The following is a 19,031-nucleotide window of genomic DNA, read 5'->3' on the forward strand; positions in this document are numbered from 1 at the left end:
ATATGAAATGAATCATTAAATATATGTGCACTAAAAGAAATGCCATCCTTTTTGTATATTTTAAGAAGAAGGATAGCATTTCTCATATTATTTTACTAAAACTGGGAGGTGTATTTAAATAAGCTATTTTTGTTTTAAATATAAATAAAAGCCATAATCCGTCATAACAGAAGAGTAACCTAGTTGTCGTAACATAGCAGTGATATTACCACGATGATATGTTCCGTGATTTACAACATGTGGTACCAATTCAGAGACGCTAGTTTTCATTAGGTCACCAGATGGATGTTCAATTATAAGAGTCTTTGTTATATTTTCTTGTTTATTAAGGAATATCTTATATCGTTCAGCCAACTCAGCGAACATTGCCTCCATTTCCTTGATTCCTTTTGCTTCTGTTTGTTCTTTCAATTGTTCAGCTAATCTCAACGCATGATTCATACTTTTTCCAGAGAAAACATCTAGCCAGCCAAGATCGGACAGGTAAATATGAGCCAATGCGTTAGATATAGAGGGAAAAACACTTTGAATGTTTTTATGATAAATATTCTGTGGAAGTTCATTTAATCGATTGAAAATTTGTTTATTCGCCCATACGTTATAGTCGTATAGCTGTAATGCAAGAGGTGACACTTTGAAATTCCTCCTTTGTATATTGGGTAAAATTATATAAGGGTACAACAAAATCAGGAACGTATGTTCTGTGTTTGTTTTTCATTTTAACTCAAGTTCCTATTAATGTAAATCTTTATATGTATTGTTGAAGATGATTTTTTTTGGTATTAAAAAATTGGCTTAATAAGTATAGATATCGAGTATGAGCGCTAGGTCTAAAAAGGATTTGATTAATAAATCTTAATGAAAAATAGCAAGTATAGGAATAGATTTTTATTTGTGGTTAGAGTACAAGATGGACAAATTGATAGATTTCAAAGTGTCGGTTAATAAAAAAGAGGTTATCCTGAAATTAATTTTTTAGGATAACCTCTTTTTTTACATTAAAGTTTATTCATGAAACTATTTTATGTAGTTAGATAACATGATAAAATTTTAGTTACTGTGTATGTAATCATAAAAAAAGAGAGAGTTTATTAAACAGTTTTGTAATATTTTGCTTGGGCTCATATTTTTAGGGATAAATTGATAGAGTTGTATATTGTGAGTATTTACAGAATTTTTAGAGAAACATGGGGGTGATTGCTAGATGCCCAAACCATTAAAGAAAAATGGTCGCTATATGGTTGGATTGGACAGTCTAAGGGGACTAGCTATACTAGGTGTAATTTTATATCACATCAATTTTAATTGGATGCCTGGCGGATTTTTAGGTGTTACTGTATTCTTTGTACTTTCAGGTTATTTAATCACGGATATTCTGGCGATAGAATGGAAGAGAAACAAGAGGATTGACTTGAAGAGGTTTTGGCTCAGCAGAGCAAGACGATTACTTCCTGGAATGCTCGTTATGCTTGTAATTGTGTTAGCGTGGATTACAATTTTCCACAGTTCCTTACTAGGAAAGATGCGAGGGGATTCATTAGCAGCTTTATTGTATTTCAGTAACTGGTGGTATATTTATCACAAATTATCATACTTTGAGAGTTTTAATCAACTTTCACCGCTCAATCATTTTTGGTCATTAGCTGTTGAAGAACAGTTCTATGTAGTGTGGCCATTTATCATTAGCCTTGCATTTTATTACATAAAAAAGAAATCACGTATCATTTTATTCGTCGTTCTAGGGGCAGCCATGTCTGCATTAGCGATGGCAATTTTGTATGAACCTGGAGCTGATCCGAGTAGAATTTATTATGGTACTGATACGAGAGCTTTTTCCTTATTGATTGGAGCGGCACTTGCCTTAATTTGGCCAAGCAGTAGGCTTGCGAATAAAATTATTCCAAAAGCACGTCTCGTTCTTGACATAGTTGGAGGGATTGCTCTTATCATCATTCTCGCTATGTTTTGGAAGACGAATCAATATGATCCGTTTCTATATCGCGGGGGAATGGTTCTTTTATCGCTTGCTACTGCTCTGTTAGTAGCGAACCTTGCTCATCCAGCTAGCCGAATTGCTCAATTTTTACGCTTTAGACCACTGCGCTGGATGGGGGTACGATCGTATGGGATCTATCTTTGGCATTATCCGATTATTACATTAACAACCCCGAAAGTAAATGCTGGAGAGTTTTCGCTTACACGAGCAATTCTTCAATTTCTTCTTATTATAATTGCTGCACAAATTTCGTGGAAGTTTATTGAAGATCCAATCAGGCGAGGGGCATTGAAGAATATTGGCTCGAAGAACTGGAGAATGAGAAACTTAGCATTGGGTGGCAAGTTAGCTTTGGTAGGTGCATTATTTATTTCTACGATAGCTGTTTTTGGGTTATCAACAGCTAGTCAAGCGAAGGATAATCCTCAAAAAGGTAAGGCTGAAGTAGTACAAACGGAACAAAAAGAAAAGCCGAAACACCCAGTGGCAGTTCGGGAAAAACCAGCTGAAGAACCGCCTCAAAATAAAGAACAACAAGAAGCTACTACGCAGAATAAGGAACCTCAAACATTTACAGCTGTAGGCGATTCTATTATGATTGATATCGCTCCGTATTTAAAAAATACATTTCCTAATATTACGATTGACGCAAAGATTGGTCGACAATTGTCTAAAGCAATTCCAACGGTGGAACAGCTAAAGAATCAAGGGGATTTAGGAAATCATGTCATTATTGGATTAGGTACAAATGGAGCCTTTACAAAGGATCAATTAGTATCATTAGTGCAATTGATTGGAAATGAACGTAAAATTATATTAGTCAATACGAGGGTACCGCGTCCATGGGAATCATTAGTGAATGAGAAATTAAAAGAAGTCGCATCTGCCTACCAAAATGTGACGCTAGTCGATTGGTACTCAGCAAGTGCTGGAAATAAAGCGTACTTTGAACCAGATGGCGTACATTTAACAAAAGCAGGTGCAGAAGCATATACTGCGCTTGTAGCAAAAGCAGTGAATCCATAATTGATTTGTTTCATAGTATAAAAATATTCTTTATCGTTTAGTAGATTGTTTGGAATAAAAAAGAACTTGTAGATACGCTACAAGTTCTTTTTTCGGTTTATATTGAATAATGGGGGTATAACTTATAACTAGACAAAACAGCTCAAACATAAAGAACGGGGAGTTCTACTTTAACCTGACACATTTAGTATATAGCATATGATAGCGTTTTCGATAATATATTATTGAAAATTATGTGAATTATGATATATATAGATTGAAAAAATGTTATAAAAGCATTTCTTCTATATTTCTACGGTAGTAAATATATTTCATAATTTGGTGGATCAGTTAGCTTTGATTTATTTAACCGCCCCTCATTGACTAATTCCTGCAAGGTTTTCTCAACATCCTCAGGTTTCACATGAAATAAATCAGCAATCTTTACAGTAGAGAGAGCCGTATATTTCGGTTTTTTTGATGAAGAAATAATCATAGCACTTACACGTTGATATAATTTTTCTTTTTCCACTTTTTCAAACCTTCTTCCCAATTCATTTTTCAAGAGATCATTAAGAAATGAGATACATAATTCCTTATAAGATTAACCCGTTATAGGTTGTTTTATGCTCTCTTCCAATACAGAAATTTAATCATTAACTACTAATATTCGTAAAAGAGGGTAAATATAAAGTTAGTTTAGGAGGGAATGGCATGAGAGGCATGTATATTTCCATTGGCTAACTTTTAGTCATCCGAGTAGTGACAGGTTTACCTAAAGAATGGGGAAGTTTTGGAGCCGCTATTTTTTCAGGACATCTTAGTTGGATGGATTCTCGTTCGAATTTTATCCCTGAAACCTTAGTGGAGGAAGGATGTTTGAAGGTGTAGCCTATTGGAAATCCTATAGAGACTACATAAAAATGAAACTTCCATCAGTGAAGAATTCTTTATCCCCTAATGATGGTTATTCCTCACCAATCGGGCTTTTATCGGCTCAAACTCTCTCTCGCGTTTCTCTCTGAATTTTGAGGTTATGTCAGGCGAGAGCACATCCTAAAGATAAAGTCCAAATAAGGAGGTTAAAGCATGAAAGAATCTTCATTTTCGATTCAAATTAACGGGAAGGAATTCGTAGCTTACCCTGGGCAAACAATTTTGGAAATCGCTCAGGCAAATGCATCGTATATCCCAAGTATTTGTTTTCATCCGAATCTTGGAACCATCCAAACTTGCGATACATGCTTTGTGAACGCAGGAGGTAAACTGGTTCGTGCCTGTGCCACAAAGGCAGAGCCTGGGATGAATGTCGATACTCTCTCTCAAACTATGAAAGATGCACAATATGAAGCAATGTCACGGATCTTAAAAAATCACGAACTGTATTGCACAGTCTGTGATAATAATAATGGGAATTGTGTCGTTCATAATACAGCCGAATATCTGGAAATTGAGCACCAAAAATATAAATTTGAAGCAAAGCCATACCCACCAGACATGTCACACCCTTTTTATCGATATGAGCCAGATCAATGTATTTTATGTGGAAGATGTGTAGAAGCCTGTCAAGACTTACAAGTAAACGAAACATTAACGATTGATTGGGACCGTGAAAAACCTCGCGTAATTTGGGACAATGATGTATCTATTGATGAATCGTCTTGTGTGTCATGCGGACATTGTGTAACGGTTTGTCCGTGTAATGCATTGATGGAGAAATCCATGCTAGGTGAAGCAGGTTATTTAACGTCTATCCCTCCGAACGTGTTAGAACCAATGATTGATTTGACAAAGGAAGTAGAACCAGGATACAAAGAGATTTTTGCAATTTCCGAAATGGAAGCAGCTATGAGAAAGGCCAGGGTCAAACGTACGAAAACGGTCTGCACCTATTGCGGGGTTGGATGCAGCTTTGAAGTATGGACAAAAGACCGTCATATTTTAAAAATTGAGCCCCAAGAGCATGCTCCAGTTAATGGGATTTCTACATGTGTAAAAGGGAAATGGGGTTGGGATTATGTTAATAGTGAAGAGCGTTTAACAAAGCCTTTAATTCGTAAAGGAAATGAATTCGTGGAAGCAACTTGGGACGAGGCACTGAAATTAATTGCTTCAAAACTAACAGATATTAAGGAACAACAGGGGCCTGATGCCATTGGTTACATTGCTTCGTCCAAATGTTCAAATGAGGAGAATTTCCTATTCCAAAAGTTTGCTCGCGCTATTATGGGAACAAACAACGTAGATAATTGTTCTAGATATTGTCAATCTCCTGCAACAGCAGGACTTTTACGTACAGTCGGAATCGGAGGAGATGCTGGAACAATAAAAGACATTGAAAAATCAGGGCTGGTCATTGTAATTGGTGCAAATCCAGCTGAATCCCATCCTGTTCTTGCAACTCGTATTAAACGAGCTCATAAGCTTCATGGACAGAAACTCATCGTTGCAGATTTGCGGGAGAACGAATTAGCAGAACGCTCTGATCTATTTATTCATCCTAAGCCTAGTTCGGATCTGATATGGTTGTCAGCTGTAACAAAATACATTTTAGATCAGGGATGGGAAGACAAAGAATTCTTAAAAAAACGGGTAAATGGTCTTGATGAGTATATTCAATCTTTAAATAAATACACACTAGATTATGCCGCAAAAACAACAGGATTAACAAAGGACGAACTCATTAAGGTAGCAATAATGATCCATGAATCCAAGTCAGCTTGTATACTATGGGTTATGGGCGTTACGCAGCATAAAGGAGCAACGGATACTAGTACAGCAATCTCAAATCTTCTTTTAATCACAGGGAATTATGGCCGAGCAGGAGCAGGTGCTTTCCCTCTTAGAGGACATAATAATGTTCAAGGAGCTTGTGATTTCGGGACAATGCCTGCATGGCTTCCTGGATATGAGCCTATTCAAGACGAGCAGGCTAGAAAGCGTTATGAAAAGGCGTGGGGGGTTACTTTGCCAAAAGAGCCTGGAATGGATAATCATCAAATGCTCGATGGTGTTAAGGAAGGAAAGCTAAAGGCTTTGTATTTATTCGGTGAAGACATGGCATTGGTGGATTCCAACATAAATTTTGTAGATTCTATGCTCGAGAGTCTGGAGTTTTTTGTTGTCCAGGATGTGTTCTTCAGTAAAACAGCACAATTTGCTGATGTTATTTTACCTGCGGCCCCGAGCTTGGAGAAAGACGGTACGTTTGTAAATACAGAACGCCGAATTCAAAGGTTTTACCGAGTCCTTGAACCACTTGGAGACTCAAAACCAGATTGGCTTATATTCCAAGAGCTTGCTAATCATCTTGGAGCGAACTGGAATTATCAACATCCGAGCGAAATTATGGATGAAGCAGCGAGTCTTGCTACCTATTTTGCTGGTGTGAGTTATAAAAGACTAGAAGGATTTAATAGTCAGATTTGGCCGGTTGCCAAAGATGGTACAGATACGCCTATCCTTTTCAAAGAAAGGTTCGCTTTTGCAGATGGCAAGGCACGACTCATTCCAGTGGACTGGACGCCTCCTTTTGAAGCAGGAGAGGAATATGATTTACACCTAAATAACGGTCGATTGCTAGAACATTTCCATGAAGGAAATATGACGTACAAATCTGAAGGGCTTACACATAAAGTTCCACACCCTTGGCTTGAAGTTTCACTGGAACTTGCAGAGGAACGAGGAATTGAAGATGGTACGTTAGTGCGTTTAGCGTCTCCTTATGGTCAGGTCAAAGTAAGAGCAATTGTCACGAACCGTGTAACAGGAAAGGAATTGTATTTGACGATGAATACACGGGAAGATGAGGAAGCTGTTAACCGCCTAACAAGTAGCTATCATGATCTAGTTACCCATACACCGAACTATAAAGAAATGAGTGTCAAAATGGAAATTTTAGAAGAAAAAGGTGAATCTCCGTTACCAAAGGTAAATTATCGATTTGGCAATCGTATGCCGCAAATCAGTGTCAGAGTGGAAGAAAAGTGGAAACGGGATGATTTTACTCCAATAACAGAGTTATTCAAAATAGGAGGAGACGAATTTGGCGAAAGCGATCAAGCAAATTAAAAAAGAGATTCCCACTCCTGAGCAGGAACAATCACAAGCGATTACAGATATTATAGCCGCCTTAGCAAATAATCGAGAAGCCATCATGTCAACAATTGGAATTATAAAACACTTCCACGATATGGGCATCTTAGATGCTCTGAATGGGTTGCTTGAAAAACGTACGGATGTAGGAGTAATTGCAATTCAGCAAATTAATCAGCCAAGCATGCATAATACGATCAAAAATGGAATGAATACTTTCAAATTCCTTGGTCAATTGAACCCTGATCAATTACAAATTATTCTAAACGGAGTTAGTCGAGGGTTTGAGAAATTTGGAGAAAAGATTGATAAAAATGAAAAAGCAAGCTTGTGGAAGCTTGGAACCAGTATTCAAAATGAAGAAGTAAGGAAATCACTCGTTACGATGTTAGGGTTTTTAGAGGGAATGGGAGAAGTATTTCAGGGGGATAAGCGAGAGATGCATTAAAAAGGAGAATGTGTAAATTGGAAAAAGGAAGTATTAGGATAGATGGGATACAGAATGAGCAAGATAGTAATAAAATCCTTCAGGCACTGCATACAGTATGGGGGATAAGAGAAGCAGAAGTAAGTTTAGTAAACAAAACGGCTACGTTTAGCTATGATGAGAAAGCTGCCTCACGTGCAGATTTTCTTCAGGCTGTTAAAGATACAGGATTTCACATTCAGGATTAGGCTTTTTTGTAGAAGAAATAAGGAATAAGTTGAGGAGGGGGCAATAGGATGAGAGTATGTGAAGTTTGTGGTTCTGAAGAGAAAAGGGAACGAGAGGGTAATGAACCGACTGGAACAAGAATGCTTCATGTATGTGAAAACTGTAGAACGGATCGCAAGTTCCCGTCTTTGGAGAATGAGGAATTGCTGTAAATAACTGAAAAGGTAACATAAAAGGGATAAAACCTTCTATGCTACCTTTTCAAACATTGTTTCTCATCTGTAGGTTATGTCTTTAGGTAAGTAAAGCTTTCTCGTAAACATCTATTTTTGTGTCACTATTTGCCGAATGGTCGATATCCTTTGTCGAATCGCCGATATATTTGAAATTGCGCTGATATATTGTGAGAAAAGGTTGATATATTCAGAGAATCGCTGATAAAATTTCATTTACCAAGTTATACGATGTGTCATAGCTACAGAAAAGATATTCAATCACATCTAAGTGACTATAATTTCCTATTGAGGTTAATCATTTAAAGTATTATAATGAGTGCATAAGAAATCATTGATATTAGGTAATGGCAAATTGCCTTAATGTCCTGTTTTTTTATGTTTACTATATGTGATAAGAGGAATCGCTAGCAGATAAAACTGCTTAGTAATTAGCTCACCATAAAATAGACTGTGTATCCGTACGTACACATTTTATTTTATGGTGAGCTTTTTTGGTTTGTAAAAAGGAGCGTTATCATGCTGAGAATAGTTCGAGTAAAATGAGCACCACTAAATAGAACAGATTTTTAAAGTCTCTACTACTTGCAATACGCAACATATATCCGTTATTTCATGATACTTGCTGATAATAATTCAATATCAACAGTACCCATATATGTATAGAGAAAATTTAACAAATCTATTTGATCTGTTTTCTGTAGTAATTCATTGACCATAATGAAGATAAAATCATTAACTAAAAAAGGACTGATAGGTATGTTGACCCATGAAAAAATTATGAACGCTCTAAAACATGTTCAAGATCCCGAGCTTCATAAAAGTATTGTGGATTTAAACATGGTACGAAATATTCAGGTTGATGGCACTCATGTTCAATTGGAAGTTGTTTTGACAATTCAAGGTTGTCCATTAAAAGCAAAAATTAAAGAAGATGTTGAAAGCTCGCTTCACAACATTGGTGCTTCTAGTGTTGCGCTAACTTTCGGTTCTATGACAGCAGAAGAGCGTGCTGCATTGACACAAATGTTGAAGAAAAGCTCTACAACAAAGACAGGGATGCCTAGCATGTTGCGACCTGATTCAGGTGTACAATTTATTACTGTGACAAGTGGAAAAGGTGGCGTGGGAAAATCCACGGTTACTGTTAATCTAGCTATTGCTTTGACACGTTTAGGGAAAAAGGTTGGGATTTTAGACGCAGACATATACGGATTTAGTATTCCTGCGATGATGGGAGTGATACAAAAGCCAACTATGATTGATCAGACAGTAATCCCAATTACCAGCCATGGCGTTAAAATCATGTCAATGGGATTTTTTACAGATAATAACAATCCGGTGATGTGGCGAGGACCGATGCTCAATAAATGGATTCAAAACTTTCTTGCAAACACGCATTGGGGAGAACTAGATTATCTTCTTCTTGATTTACCACCTGGCACAGGAGACGTAGCGATTGATGTAGCCGCGATGATTCCTCAAGCGAAGGAAATTATCATCACAACTCCTCATAACGTTGCCTCTTTTGTTGCTTCAAGAGCGGGTGCGATGGCGAAATATACGAAACACGAAATTTTAGGGATCGTCGAAAATATGGCATATTATGAAGAGCAAGACGGCTCAAGAAACTATCTTTTTGGAAAAGGTGGCGGTGATATGCTAGCCGAACAGTTACAATCCGAAGTGATTGCAAGAATTCCTTTTGCCAAACGTGAGGAAAACAAAGATTCAAATATATATGATGAAGATTCGCTTGCTGGGGAGATGTTTACATCTTTAGCTGAAGACCTTATTTATAGAGAATAAAAATAGAATGAGAACAAAGCTTGTTCATTCATTTTAACAGAGAAAAATATAGAACTTTTCATGAAAAACATAATTTAAAGGATGAGGCGCCATATGAAACCGGTAGTAGGAAAAAGAGGGATTCTTAAATTCGCGGATGGCTCCATGAAAGAAGCTGAAGATATAGTTGTTACAGAATTTCCTGTGACAGTAAAAATTAATGGACAAGAATTTGTTACGATGGTTTGTACACCAGAGTACATTGAAGATATGGTTATCGGATACTTAGCATCTGAAGGAGTTATACGGAAATATGAAGATATAAAAGAAATTTGGATTCAGGACAAAGAAGGATATGTGCACGTGAAAATCGATAAATTGAATCCTTATTATCAAAATTTCCAGAATAAGCGTTATGTTACATCATGTTGTGGGATGAGTAGACAAGGGTTTGTTTTCATTAATGATGCATTAACGGCTAAGAAAATGAATGAAATACGAGTCAAAATCTCTCCAGATGAATGCATTCATTTCATGAATCAGTTACAAGGCTCAGCTACTATTTTCAAAGATACTGGAGGAGTTCATAATGCTGCCTTATGTGATGTAAATGGTTTTATGCTAAGTCGGATGGATATAGGAAGACATAATGCTTTGGATAAAATATATGGATATTGTTTGAAAAATAACATCTCGATTGGAAATAAAATCATTGTGTTTAGCGGGCGTATATCTTCAGAAATTTTATTGAAAGTAGCGAAAATTGGGTGTGAGATCGTTCTTTCGAAATCTGCTCCTACTGAATTGGCATTAGAGTTAGCAGAAGACTTAGGGATTACAACAGTAGGGTTTATTCGAAACCAATCTTTCAATATTTACACATGTCCAGAACGAATTCAAAAATACAGTAAAACATAAGATGAATTTAATGGTAGTTGGTCGTTTGCCTTAGAAGGGAGAGAGAAATATGGAAAATGGTATATTAGATAAATTGCAACGCCCCTTGAGAGATCTTCGTTTATCTGTGACAGATCGTTGTAATTTCCGCTGTCGTTATTGTATGCCGGAAGAAATATTTGGGGCGGATTATCCTTTTTTGTCTTCTGATAAAATTTTGCCTTTTGATGAAATGGAACGATTAACCCGTATATTTGTTTCCTTAGGTGTCAAAAAAATACGGATTACTGGAGGAGAGCCCCTATTACGCAAGGATCTTCCGGAACTTATTCATCGCTTGAAATCAATTAACGGAGTAGAGGATATTGCTATAACGACGAATGGATCGCTTCTAAAAAAATTCGCCCCTGCGCTGTTTGATGCAGGGTTAAGACGGGTGACAGTTAGTCTTGATTCTTTAGATGATCAACGTTTCAATCAATTAAATGGCAATAAAAGCAAAGTTACAAGGGTTTTAGAAGGCATTGAATCGGCTTCTCATGCAGGACTAAAAGTAAAAGTGAATATGGTTGTTCAAAAAGGGAAGAACGATCAAGATATTATTGCGATGGCGAAATATTTTAAAGAGCATAAACATACGCTTCGTTTTATTGAGTATATGGATGTAGGGAACTCTAATGGCTGGAGAATGACAGAAGTAATGACGAAACAAGAGATTTTAAAGCAAATTGGAGCAATTATGCCACTTGAACAAATTGAGCCAAATTATGAAGGAGAGGTAGCAACTCGATATCGTTATATAGGTAGTGAGCAAGAAATTGGAATTATTTCATCTGTAACGGATTCTTTTTGTTCAACCTGTTCAAGGGCTCGTGTTTCTGCTGAAGGGAAATTATATACATGTTTATTTGCATCAAAGGGGTATGATCTTCGTCATTTGCTTCGTTCAGGGGAGTCGGATGATGTGATTACTCACATGATTACCGATATTTGGAATCATCGTGGTGACCGCTATTCTGATGAAAGAGCAAATGGTAACCATTCCATAAACCGATCAAAAGTAGAGATGTCTCATATTGGTGGTTAACATGATTACCTTTATGAAGGAGAACGATTCGCTTCCATGGTTGGAATGAATGAAAAAATGGAAATTTGATTAGAAATAAAATATTGGTAGAGAAAAAGTATGAATCTAATTAACACGTAGATTATCAAAGATTACATACATGAATGATATACATGGTTGATGTATGTAATCTTTGAAAGAAAGGAAGAGAGGTCGTTGACTGAGCGTTATTCACGACAGCAGATGTTCAAACAAATAGGTTTTGAAGGGCAAGAAAAAATCAAACATAAGCATGTACTAATCGTAGGGGCTGGAGCATTGGGCAGTGCTGGCGCTGAAGCTTTTGTAAGAGCAGGTATTGGAAAATTAACGATTATTGATCGTGATTATGTTGAATGGAGCAATTTGCAACGTCAACAACTATATACTGAAAAAGATGCGAATGATAAGATCCCAAAAGCAATTGCTGCCAAAAAGCATTTGGAACAAATAAATTCAGAAGTTGAAATTGAAGCACTTGTGATGGATGCGGGGTCTGATAATTTAGAAAGTTTGCTAGATCGTGTTGATATTATTATCGATGGTACAGATAATTTTGATATTCGATTTATTGTAAATGATCTTTCACATAAGTATAACATTCCATGGATTTATGGTTCATGCGTAGGAAGTTATGGAGCCACTTATACAGTTATTCCTGGAAGAATGCCATGTTTGAATTGTATCTTGAAAAGAGTTCCTACTGGAGGTGCAACGTGCGATACAGCAGGAATTATTAGTCCGGCTGTTCAAATTGTTTCTGCTTATCAAGTAACAGAAGCATTCAAAATTCTTGTAGAAGATTTTGCAGCATTAAGGAATACATTTTTGACATTTGATGTATGGAGTAACCAGTACCACTCTATCCATGTAGATAAAATAAAAACAGAAGGTTGTCCATCTTGTGGAACATTTAGAACATATCCATATTTATCGTACGAAAATCAAACAAAGACAGAAGTATTATGTGGGAGAAATACAGTTCAAATTAGACCTACTAAAAGTATCGAATATAGTTTTGATCAAGTAGAGAAATCATTAAAAGCTTACGGTACAGTCACGAAAAATCCGTATTTATTATCTTGTCAGCTTCAAGACTATCGGATGGTTATATTTCGGGATGGACGTGTTTTTATTCATGGAACAAACAACATCCAGCTTGCTAAAAATCTTTATTATCGCCTATTAGGTTAATAAGAGGAGTGAGAATGATGATAACAAAACGAATCCCTATTGCTGTAGGCGAATGTGTTCATAAAGTAATGGAATATGCCAAAAATGGCATGAAGGAAATGATACCGCTTGAATTCGCCTATGGTCGTTTCTTAGCGGAAGACTTAATAGCTGATCACAATGTTCCTTGGTTTGATCGTTCTCCATATGATGGGTTTGCTGTAAGAGCAGAAGATACCGAAAAAGCTTGTTCTGATCAGCCAATAGCATTAAAAGTGGTAGGAGAAATCGGTGCAGGTACAGTTTTTCATGGACAAGTTGGGGCATTTGAAGCGGTTCGTATTATGACGGGTGCTCCAATTCCAAGAGGATGTGATGCGGTTGTCATGCTTGAATTAGTGAAAGAATATACAAAGGGTAATCGAAAGTTTATTGAGATGAAGCGGTCTCTTAATAAAGGTGATAACATCTCCTTTGCAGGTGAAGATGCAAAAAAAGGAACAGTTTTAGTGAAAAAAGGGACTTATATCAATCCGGGTATTTCAGCGCTATTAGCAACATTCGGATACAATCAGGTACCTGTTGCTAAAAAGCCTGTTGTGGGAGTCTTAGCGACTGGAAGTGAACTTCTTGACGTAAGTGAACCACTAGCGCTAGGAAAAATTCGAAATAGCAATTCGTACATGATTCTGGCCCAAATTGAAAGAGCTGGAGGAAATGTTAAATATCTCGGAAAATTAAGTGATGAATTTGATAGCTGTTTTGCTGCTGTCAAAAACTCTTTATCCGAAGTAGATATACTCATTACAACAGGCGGCGTGTCAGTAGGAGACTATGACTATTTACCAGCTATCTATGAAAAGTTAGGAGCATCGGTTCTTTTTAACAAAGTAGCGATGAGGCCGGGCAGTGTAACAACAGTAGCTCAATTGAACGGGAAACTATTATTTGGTTTATCTGGAAATCCGTCTGCTTGTTACGTAGGATGTGAATTATTTGTTCGTCCTGTTATTCGTACGTACTTATTCAATGACAAACCACATCTGAAAAGAGAAAGCGCATATTTAGGAGAGGATTTTGTAAAACCTAATCCATTTACTCGATTTGTAAGAGGAACTCTTTCCTATAATAAGGGCCAGTTAATCGTTTCTCCTTCAGGTTTTAATAAATCTGGCGCTGTTTCCTCTTTAGCTAGAGCAGATGCATTTATTGTTCTACCAGGAGGCTCAAGAGGGTATAAAAAGGGAATGGTTGTTGATGTGTTGCTATTAGAAGATGTACAAGGAAGTGAATGGCCTTGGGAAAACATTGTTCCATCCTATAGATCATAGGGTTTCAAAATAGTGGCAAAACAACATGAATGGAAGAAGTGGTGAAAACAGGTGAAACAAGAGTTATTTAAAATTGTACATGACACGATATCTGTAGAAGAAGTAACAAATCAAGTTTCAAGAAGAGAAGCTGGTGCAATTACAATTTTTGTTGGAACTGTGAGGGAAATTACAAAAGGGAAGAGAACATTATCTCTTGAGTATCAAGCATACGAATCAATGGCAGTAAAAATGCTGAGCCAAATCGGGAAAGAAATTAAGGGGAAATGGCCGGATACACAGGTCGCTATAACGCATAGAATAGGTAAATTAGAAATAACAGATATTGCTGTCGTTATCGCGGTTTCCTCCCCGCATCGTAAAGCGGCGTACCAAGCAAATGAATATGCCATTGAACGAATTAAACAAATTGTGCCTATTTGGAAAAAAGAATTTTGGGAAGACGGAACGATGTGGATTGGAGATCAATTAGAGACCACTAAATATCCAGAAGGACAACCAGGCAAGGAGGAATAAGAAGTGATTACGGTTTTATTTTTTGCAGGAATGCGTGAAGAAATTGGCTTAGATGAATTAAAGGTAGTCGAAGCGGAGAATATGACGATTCATCAACTAAAACAATATCTTCAAAATAAGTATTCTCTTTCATCTTTTAATCAAGTTATGACAGCTATCAACGAAAGCTTTGTAGCAGATGATGAAACGATAAAAAATGAAGATATCATTGCATTTATCCCTCCGGTAAGCGGGGGATAAGACGGGGACTTCTTTATTAGCTATTAGAAGAATTTGTTGTTGAGGTTAAATGTTTAAAGTATTATAATGAAAATATAAACGCAAATATGAAAAAAATCATTGATGTTGGGTAACGACAAATTGCTTTAACATCCTGTTTCTTTTCATTATACGTGGTGAGAAGGATTGCTAGTAGGATCAAACTGCTTAGTTATTAGCCCGCCATAAAATAGAACGTGTATTTCAATTATACACTCTATTTTATGGCGGGCTTTTTTGATTTCTTTAAAAAGGAGAATGAACAATGGGAGGAACAGTACGAGTAAGAATTAATGGGCAGCAACATGAAGTAAAAGAAGGGACTCGAATTCTTGATTATCTTTTAGAACAAGGAGTGGAACATCCACACATCTGTTATTCAGAAGTTTTAGGTCCCGTTCAAACTTGTGATACATGTATGTGTGAAATCGATGGCAAAATTCTGAGAGCGTGTTCGACAGAATTTGAAGAAGGCATGAATATTTTAACTTCCTCAGAAAGAGCCAAAAATGCACAAACAGAAGCAATGGATCGCATTTTAGAGAATCACTTACTATATTGTACCGTTTGTGATAATAACAATGGAAATTGTCGTGTTCATAACACAGCAGAACTGTTAGAAATTGAACATCAAACTCGTCCATTTAGGGAAAAAGGATACGAGGTGGATATGTCGCATCCTTTTTACAGATATGATCCAGATCAATGTATCCTTTGTGGACGTTGCGTAGAAGTATGTCAAGATTTACAAGTAAATGAGACCTTATCGATTGATTGGGAGCGTGAAATTCCACGTGTCGTGTGGGATGATGGTAAGTCTATCAACGAATCGTCTTGTGTATCTTGCGGACAGTGTGCCACAGTTTGTCCATGTAATGCATTAATGGAAAAATCAATGTTAGGTGAAGCGGGGCTTATGACCGCGATTCCAAAGGACTTACTAAACCCTATGGTTGACCTTATTAAAGAAGTCGAACCGGATTATAAAACAATTTTTGCATTATCAGAAGTGGAAGCAGCTGCTCGTGATAAACGTACGAAAAAGACAAAAACAGTTTGTACATTTTGCGGTGTAGGATGTTCGTTTGAAGTATGGACAAAAGGACGCAAGATTTTAAAAGTTGAACCAACTGAAAATAGTCCTGTAAACAGTGTTTCAACATGTGTGAAAGGGAAATTCGGATGGGGCTTTGTGAATAGTGAACAACGTCTTACGACTCCTTTAATTCGAAAAGGAGAAGCATTTGTTCCTGCTACTTGGGAGGAAGCACTTACATTAATCGCGGAAAAAATGGGTTCCATTAAAGAAACGTTTGGAGGAGATGCGATTGGCTTTGTAAGTTCATCGAAGACAACAAACGAAGAATCATACCTGATGCAAAAATTAGCTCGTCAAGTGTTTGGTACAAATAACGTGGATAACTGTTCTCGCTACTGTCAATCTCCTGCAACAGATGGATTACTGGCCACTGTTGGGTATGGAGGAGATTCAGGTACCATTCGAGATATTGAAAAGGCAGGTCTTGTTATCACGGTTGGTGCGAACCCAACTGAAGGGCATCCTGTTTTAGCGACACGGGTGAAGCGTGCGAAGAAACTACGTGGACAAAAATTGATTGTGTCAGATCTTCGTAAGCATGAACTGGCAGAGCGTTCTGATTTATTTTTACATCCGAAACAAGGAACGGATTTCGTTTGGTTAACTGCTATTGCGAAATATATAATTGATCAAGGTTGGCACGATGAAGCATTTATTAAAGCTCGTGTAAATAATTACAAAGAGTATATAAAGCTTCTTAAAAAATATACACTCGACTACGCAGTCGAAGTGACAGGTCTTCCAAAAGAACAACTAATGAAGACAGCTAAAATGATTCATGAAGCAGATGGAACATGTATTTTATGGGGAATGGGTGTGACTCAAAATGTCGCAGGTTCTCATACGTCAGGTGCGATTGCTAATCTTCTACTCGTAACAGGTAATTTCGGTCGTACTGGAGCAGGAGCATTTCCACTTCGTGGTCATAACAATGTGCAAGGTTCATGTGATATGGGGTCTCTGCCACAGTGGCTCGCAGGAAATCAGCGTTTAACAGACAGCGCAGCACGCGCTAAGTTTGAAAAAGCTTATGGCGTAAAAATTTCTGAAAAACCAGGACTTACGAACATTGATATGTTAAAGGCATCAGAAGAAGGAAAACTAAAAGCGATGTATCTTATGGGGGAAGACATGGCATGGGTAGATTCAAACGCCAATCATGTGCATGAAACGCTTAGTAAGTTAGAGTTCTTTGTTGTACAGGATGTGTTCTTAACAAAAACAGCGCAGTTTGCGGATGTTGTGTTACCGGCAGCTCCATCTCTTGAAAAAGATGGAACATTCACCAATACAGAACGACGTATTCAACGTCTATATCAGGCACTTGAGCCACTAGAGGAATCAAAACCAGACTGGTGGATTATTCAACAAATTGCTAAATATATGGGATTGGATTGGGGCTATAAACATCCAAGCGAAATCATGGACGAAATTTCTAATCTTTGTCCGACTTTTGCGGGAGTATCATACGAGAGACTTGAAGGATGGAATAGTTTAATATGGCCGGTACAAAAAGATGGCACAGATGAGCCACTTCTTTATACAGAGCGGTTCAATTTCCCTGATGGAAAGGCGCGTTTTTCTCTTACAGAATATATTCCGCCTATTGAATTTGCGCAAGATTTTGATCTTACATTGAACAATGGACGACTTTTAGAACATTTCCACGTTGGAAATATGACAAATAAATCAAAAGGTCTTCAATATAAATTACCTGAAGTGTTTGTGGAAGTCTCACCTGAACTTGCTAGGGAACGGAAGGTGGAAGATGGATCATTAGTACGCCTTATTTCTCCATATGGTGCGATTAAGCTTCGTGCAGTTGTAACCGATCGAGTTCAGGGTAAAGAATTGTATGTTCCTATGCACTCAGTAAGTCATGAAAATGCGATTAATCTTTTAACTGGAAGTGTTGGAGACGTTCGGACACAGACTCCAGCCTATAAACAGAGCAAAGTAAAAATGGAGGTAGTACCAGCGAAAGGACGCAGACCGCTTCCGATGTATAATCCTCGTTACGCAAAACGTAATCCTCAGCTAGGTGTCCAAGTGGAACGCAAATGGGCACGCAAAGATTACGAAGCAATTGCGGATTTGAATATATCAGGAGGTAAAAAATAATGGCAAAGCCAATTACGAAGATAGATGAGCCAATCCTTACCGAAAAGGAAAAACAAGATCAATCACTGAAAGAGGTTTTACAAGACTTATCCCAAAATGCTGATGGGATTAAAGAGACTATGCAACTTCTCCAAGAACTCCACGAAAGTGGAATTCTTGGGGCAATTAACAATCTCGTTGAAGCAAAAGAACAAGTAGCCAAAATAGCAGTAGGACAAATGTTACGTCCCCCTGTAACAAATGCTATTAATAATGCGATGGCTGCAGGTGGACTATTAACAGAAATGAACCCTGAAACAACAAAAAAATTGGTGGGAGGCCTATCAAAAGGTCTTCAAAAAGCAGAGGAAGGGTTACAGAAGAATAAAAAAGTTAGTGTTTTTGATTTAGTAAAATTAATGAGAGATCCTGATGTGAATCGTGTTCTGAAATTTTCTATTGATTTATTAAAAGGCTTAGGTGAAGGACTAAAGGATTAGCCTCAGTAGGGGACTCATAATTAGAAACAACAATTTAGTAGCCAGGATAGAAAGTTCATAATTGGCTCTATACGGCTCTTAGATTGTGATTCAAGAATTTTTCTTCATCTGTTTTCGGTAATTTCTGGATACAGATGAGGGAAAGTTTTAATCTTTGTTTTTAATGATGTATTTTTCTAAAGTTCATATTTATGGACTATATTATTTAGGGTTCTGTGAGTATGTTCTTTCACCGAATCCATTCCATACTTATTCTTTCTAATATTATTCTTTTTATACA

Annotated in this window: 16 protein-coding genes; 14 read left to right on the forward strand and 2 right to left on the reverse strand. The window is 37.2% G+C overall.

The features are described 5' to 3' along the window. Positions 1-123 precede the first annotated feature (123 nt). Positions 124-633 carry a DinB family protein gene (locus AC1M36_RS04115; protein WP_336450537.1) on the reverse strand — a complete coding sequence of 170 codons (510 nt, stop codon included), beginning with the start codon at positions 631-633 and terminating at the stop codon, positions 124-126. Positions 634-1,204: 571 nt separating this feature from the next. Between AC1M36_RS04115 and AC1M36_RS04120 the strand changes: the two genes are divergently transcribed. Continuing rightward, the gene (locus AC1M36_RS04120) at positions 1,205-3,022 is read left to right on the forward strand and encodes an acyltransferase family protein (RefSeq protein ID WP_336450536.1); all 1,818 of its coding nucleotides are present in this window, start codon (positions 1,205-1,207) and stop codon (positions 3,020-3,022) included. Positions 3,023-3,314: 292 nt separating this feature from the next. Here the strand turns inward: AC1M36_RS04120 and AC1M36_RS04125 are convergent, their stop codons facing one another. Continuing rightward, complete coding sequence (locus AC1M36_RS04125) at positions 3,315-3,533, reverse strand: PCI domain-containing protein (RefSeq protein ID WP_336450535.1); 219 nt, start codon at positions 3,531-3,533, stop codon at positions 3,315-3,317. Between the two features lie 557 nt (positions 3,534-4,090). Here AC1M36_RS04125 and fdhF (AC1M36_RS04130) point away from each other — a divergent pair. From fdhF (AC1M36_RS04130) to AC1M36_RS04190, 13 genes are all read left to right on the forward strand, one after another. Then, positions 4,091-7,072: a formate dehydrogenase subunit alpha gene (fdhF, locus tag AC1M36_RS04130; RefSeq protein ID WP_336450534.1), complete on the forward strand. Its 2,982-nt coding sequence runs from the start codon at positions 4,091-4,093 to the stop codon at positions 7,070-7,072. Beyond that, positions 7,047-7,544 carry a helical membrane plugin domain-containing protein gene (locus tag AC1M36_RS04135; RefSeq protein WP_336450533.1) on the forward strand — a complete coding sequence of 166 codons (498 nt, stop codon included), beginning with the start codon at positions 7,047-7,049 and terminating at the stop codon, positions 7,542-7,544. The genes fdhF (AC1M36_RS04130) and AC1M36_RS04135 overlap by 26 nt, the downstream gene beginning before the upstream one ends. A gap of 17 nt (positions 7,545-7,561) precedes the next feature. After that, positions 7,562-7,771, forward strand: a complete 210-nt coding sequence (locus tag AC1M36_RS04140; protein WP_336450532.1) for a heavy-metal-associated domain-containing protein — start codon at positions 7,562-7,564, stop codon at positions 7,769-7,771. Positions 7,772-7,819: 48 nt separating this feature from the next. Continuing rightward, on the forward strand, positions 7,820-7,963 hold the full coding sequence (locus AC1M36_RS04145; protein ID WP_336450531.1) for a hypothetical protein: 144 nt from the start codon (positions 7,820-7,822) through the stop codon (positions 7,961-7,963). A 780-nt stretch (positions 7,964-8,743) separates the two neighbouring features. Continuing rightward, positions 8,744-9,793, forward strand: coding sequence for a P-loop NTPase (locus tag AC1M36_RS04150; protein ID WP_336450530.1), 1,050 nt, complete (start codon positions 8,744-8,746; stop codon positions 9,791-9,793). A gap of 93 nt (positions 9,794-9,886) precedes the next feature. Further along, the gene (fdhD, locus tag AC1M36_RS04155; protein ID WP_336450529.1) at positions 9,887-10,690 is read left to right on the forward strand and encodes a formate dehydrogenase accessory sulfurtransferase FdhD; all 804 of its coding nucleotides are present in this window, start codon (positions 9,887-9,889) and stop codon (positions 10,688-10,690) included. Between the two features lie 49 nt (positions 10,691-10,739). Beyond that, the gene (gene moaA / locus AC1M36_RS04160; protein WP_336450528.1) at positions 10,740-11,756 is read left to right on the forward strand and encodes a GTP 3',8-cyclase MoaA; all 1,017 of its coding nucleotides are present in this window, start codon (positions 10,740-10,742) and stop codon (positions 11,754-11,756) included. Between the two features lie 195 nt (positions 11,757-11,951). Further along, complete coding sequence (locus AC1M36_RS04165; RefSeq protein ID WP_336450527.1) at positions 11,952-12,968, forward strand: MoeB/ThiF family adenylyltransferase; 1,017 nt, start codon at positions 11,952-11,954, stop codon at positions 12,966-12,968. 20 nt (positions 12,969-12,988) lie between these two features. Then, complete coding sequence (locus AC1M36_RS04170) at positions 12,989-14,278, forward strand: molybdopterin molybdotransferase MoeA (RefSeq protein ID WP_336450634.1); 1,290 nt, start codon at positions 12,989-12,991, stop codon at positions 14,276-14,278. Positions 14,279-14,329: 51 nt separating this feature from the next. Next, positions 14,330-14,794 carry a molybdenum cofactor biosynthesis protein MoaE gene (locus AC1M36_RS04175; protein ID WP_336450526.1) on the forward strand — a complete coding sequence of 155 codons (465 nt, stop codon included), beginning with the start codon at positions 14,330-14,332 and terminating at the stop codon, positions 14,792-14,794. 3 nt (positions 14,795-14,797) lie between these two features. Then, the gene (gene moaD / locus AC1M36_RS04180; protein WP_336450525.1) at positions 14,798-15,034 is read left to right on the forward strand and encodes a molybdopterin converting factor subunit 1; all 237 of its coding nucleotides are present in this window, start codon (positions 14,798-14,800) and stop codon (positions 15,032-15,034) included. 283 nt (positions 15,035-15,317) lie between these two features. After that, the gene (gene fdhF, locus AC1M36_RS04185; protein WP_336450524.1) at positions 15,318-18,272 is read left to right on the forward strand and encodes a formate dehydrogenase subunit alpha; all 2,955 of its coding nucleotides are present in this window, start codon (positions 15,318-15,320) and stop codon (positions 18,270-18,272) included. Then, positions 18,272-18,751 carry a helical membrane plugin domain-containing protein gene (locus tag AC1M36_RS04190; protein WP_336450523.1) on the forward strand — a complete coding sequence of 160 codons (480 nt, stop codon included), beginning with the start codon at positions 18,272-18,274 and terminating at the stop codon, positions 18,749-18,751. The genes fdhF (AC1M36_RS04185) and AC1M36_RS04190 overlap by 1 nt, the downstream gene beginning before the upstream one ends. The last annotated feature ends 280 nt before the right edge of the window (positions 18,752-19,031 follow it).

Source organism: Bacillus sp. Medicinal_06, from assembly GCF_056711665.1.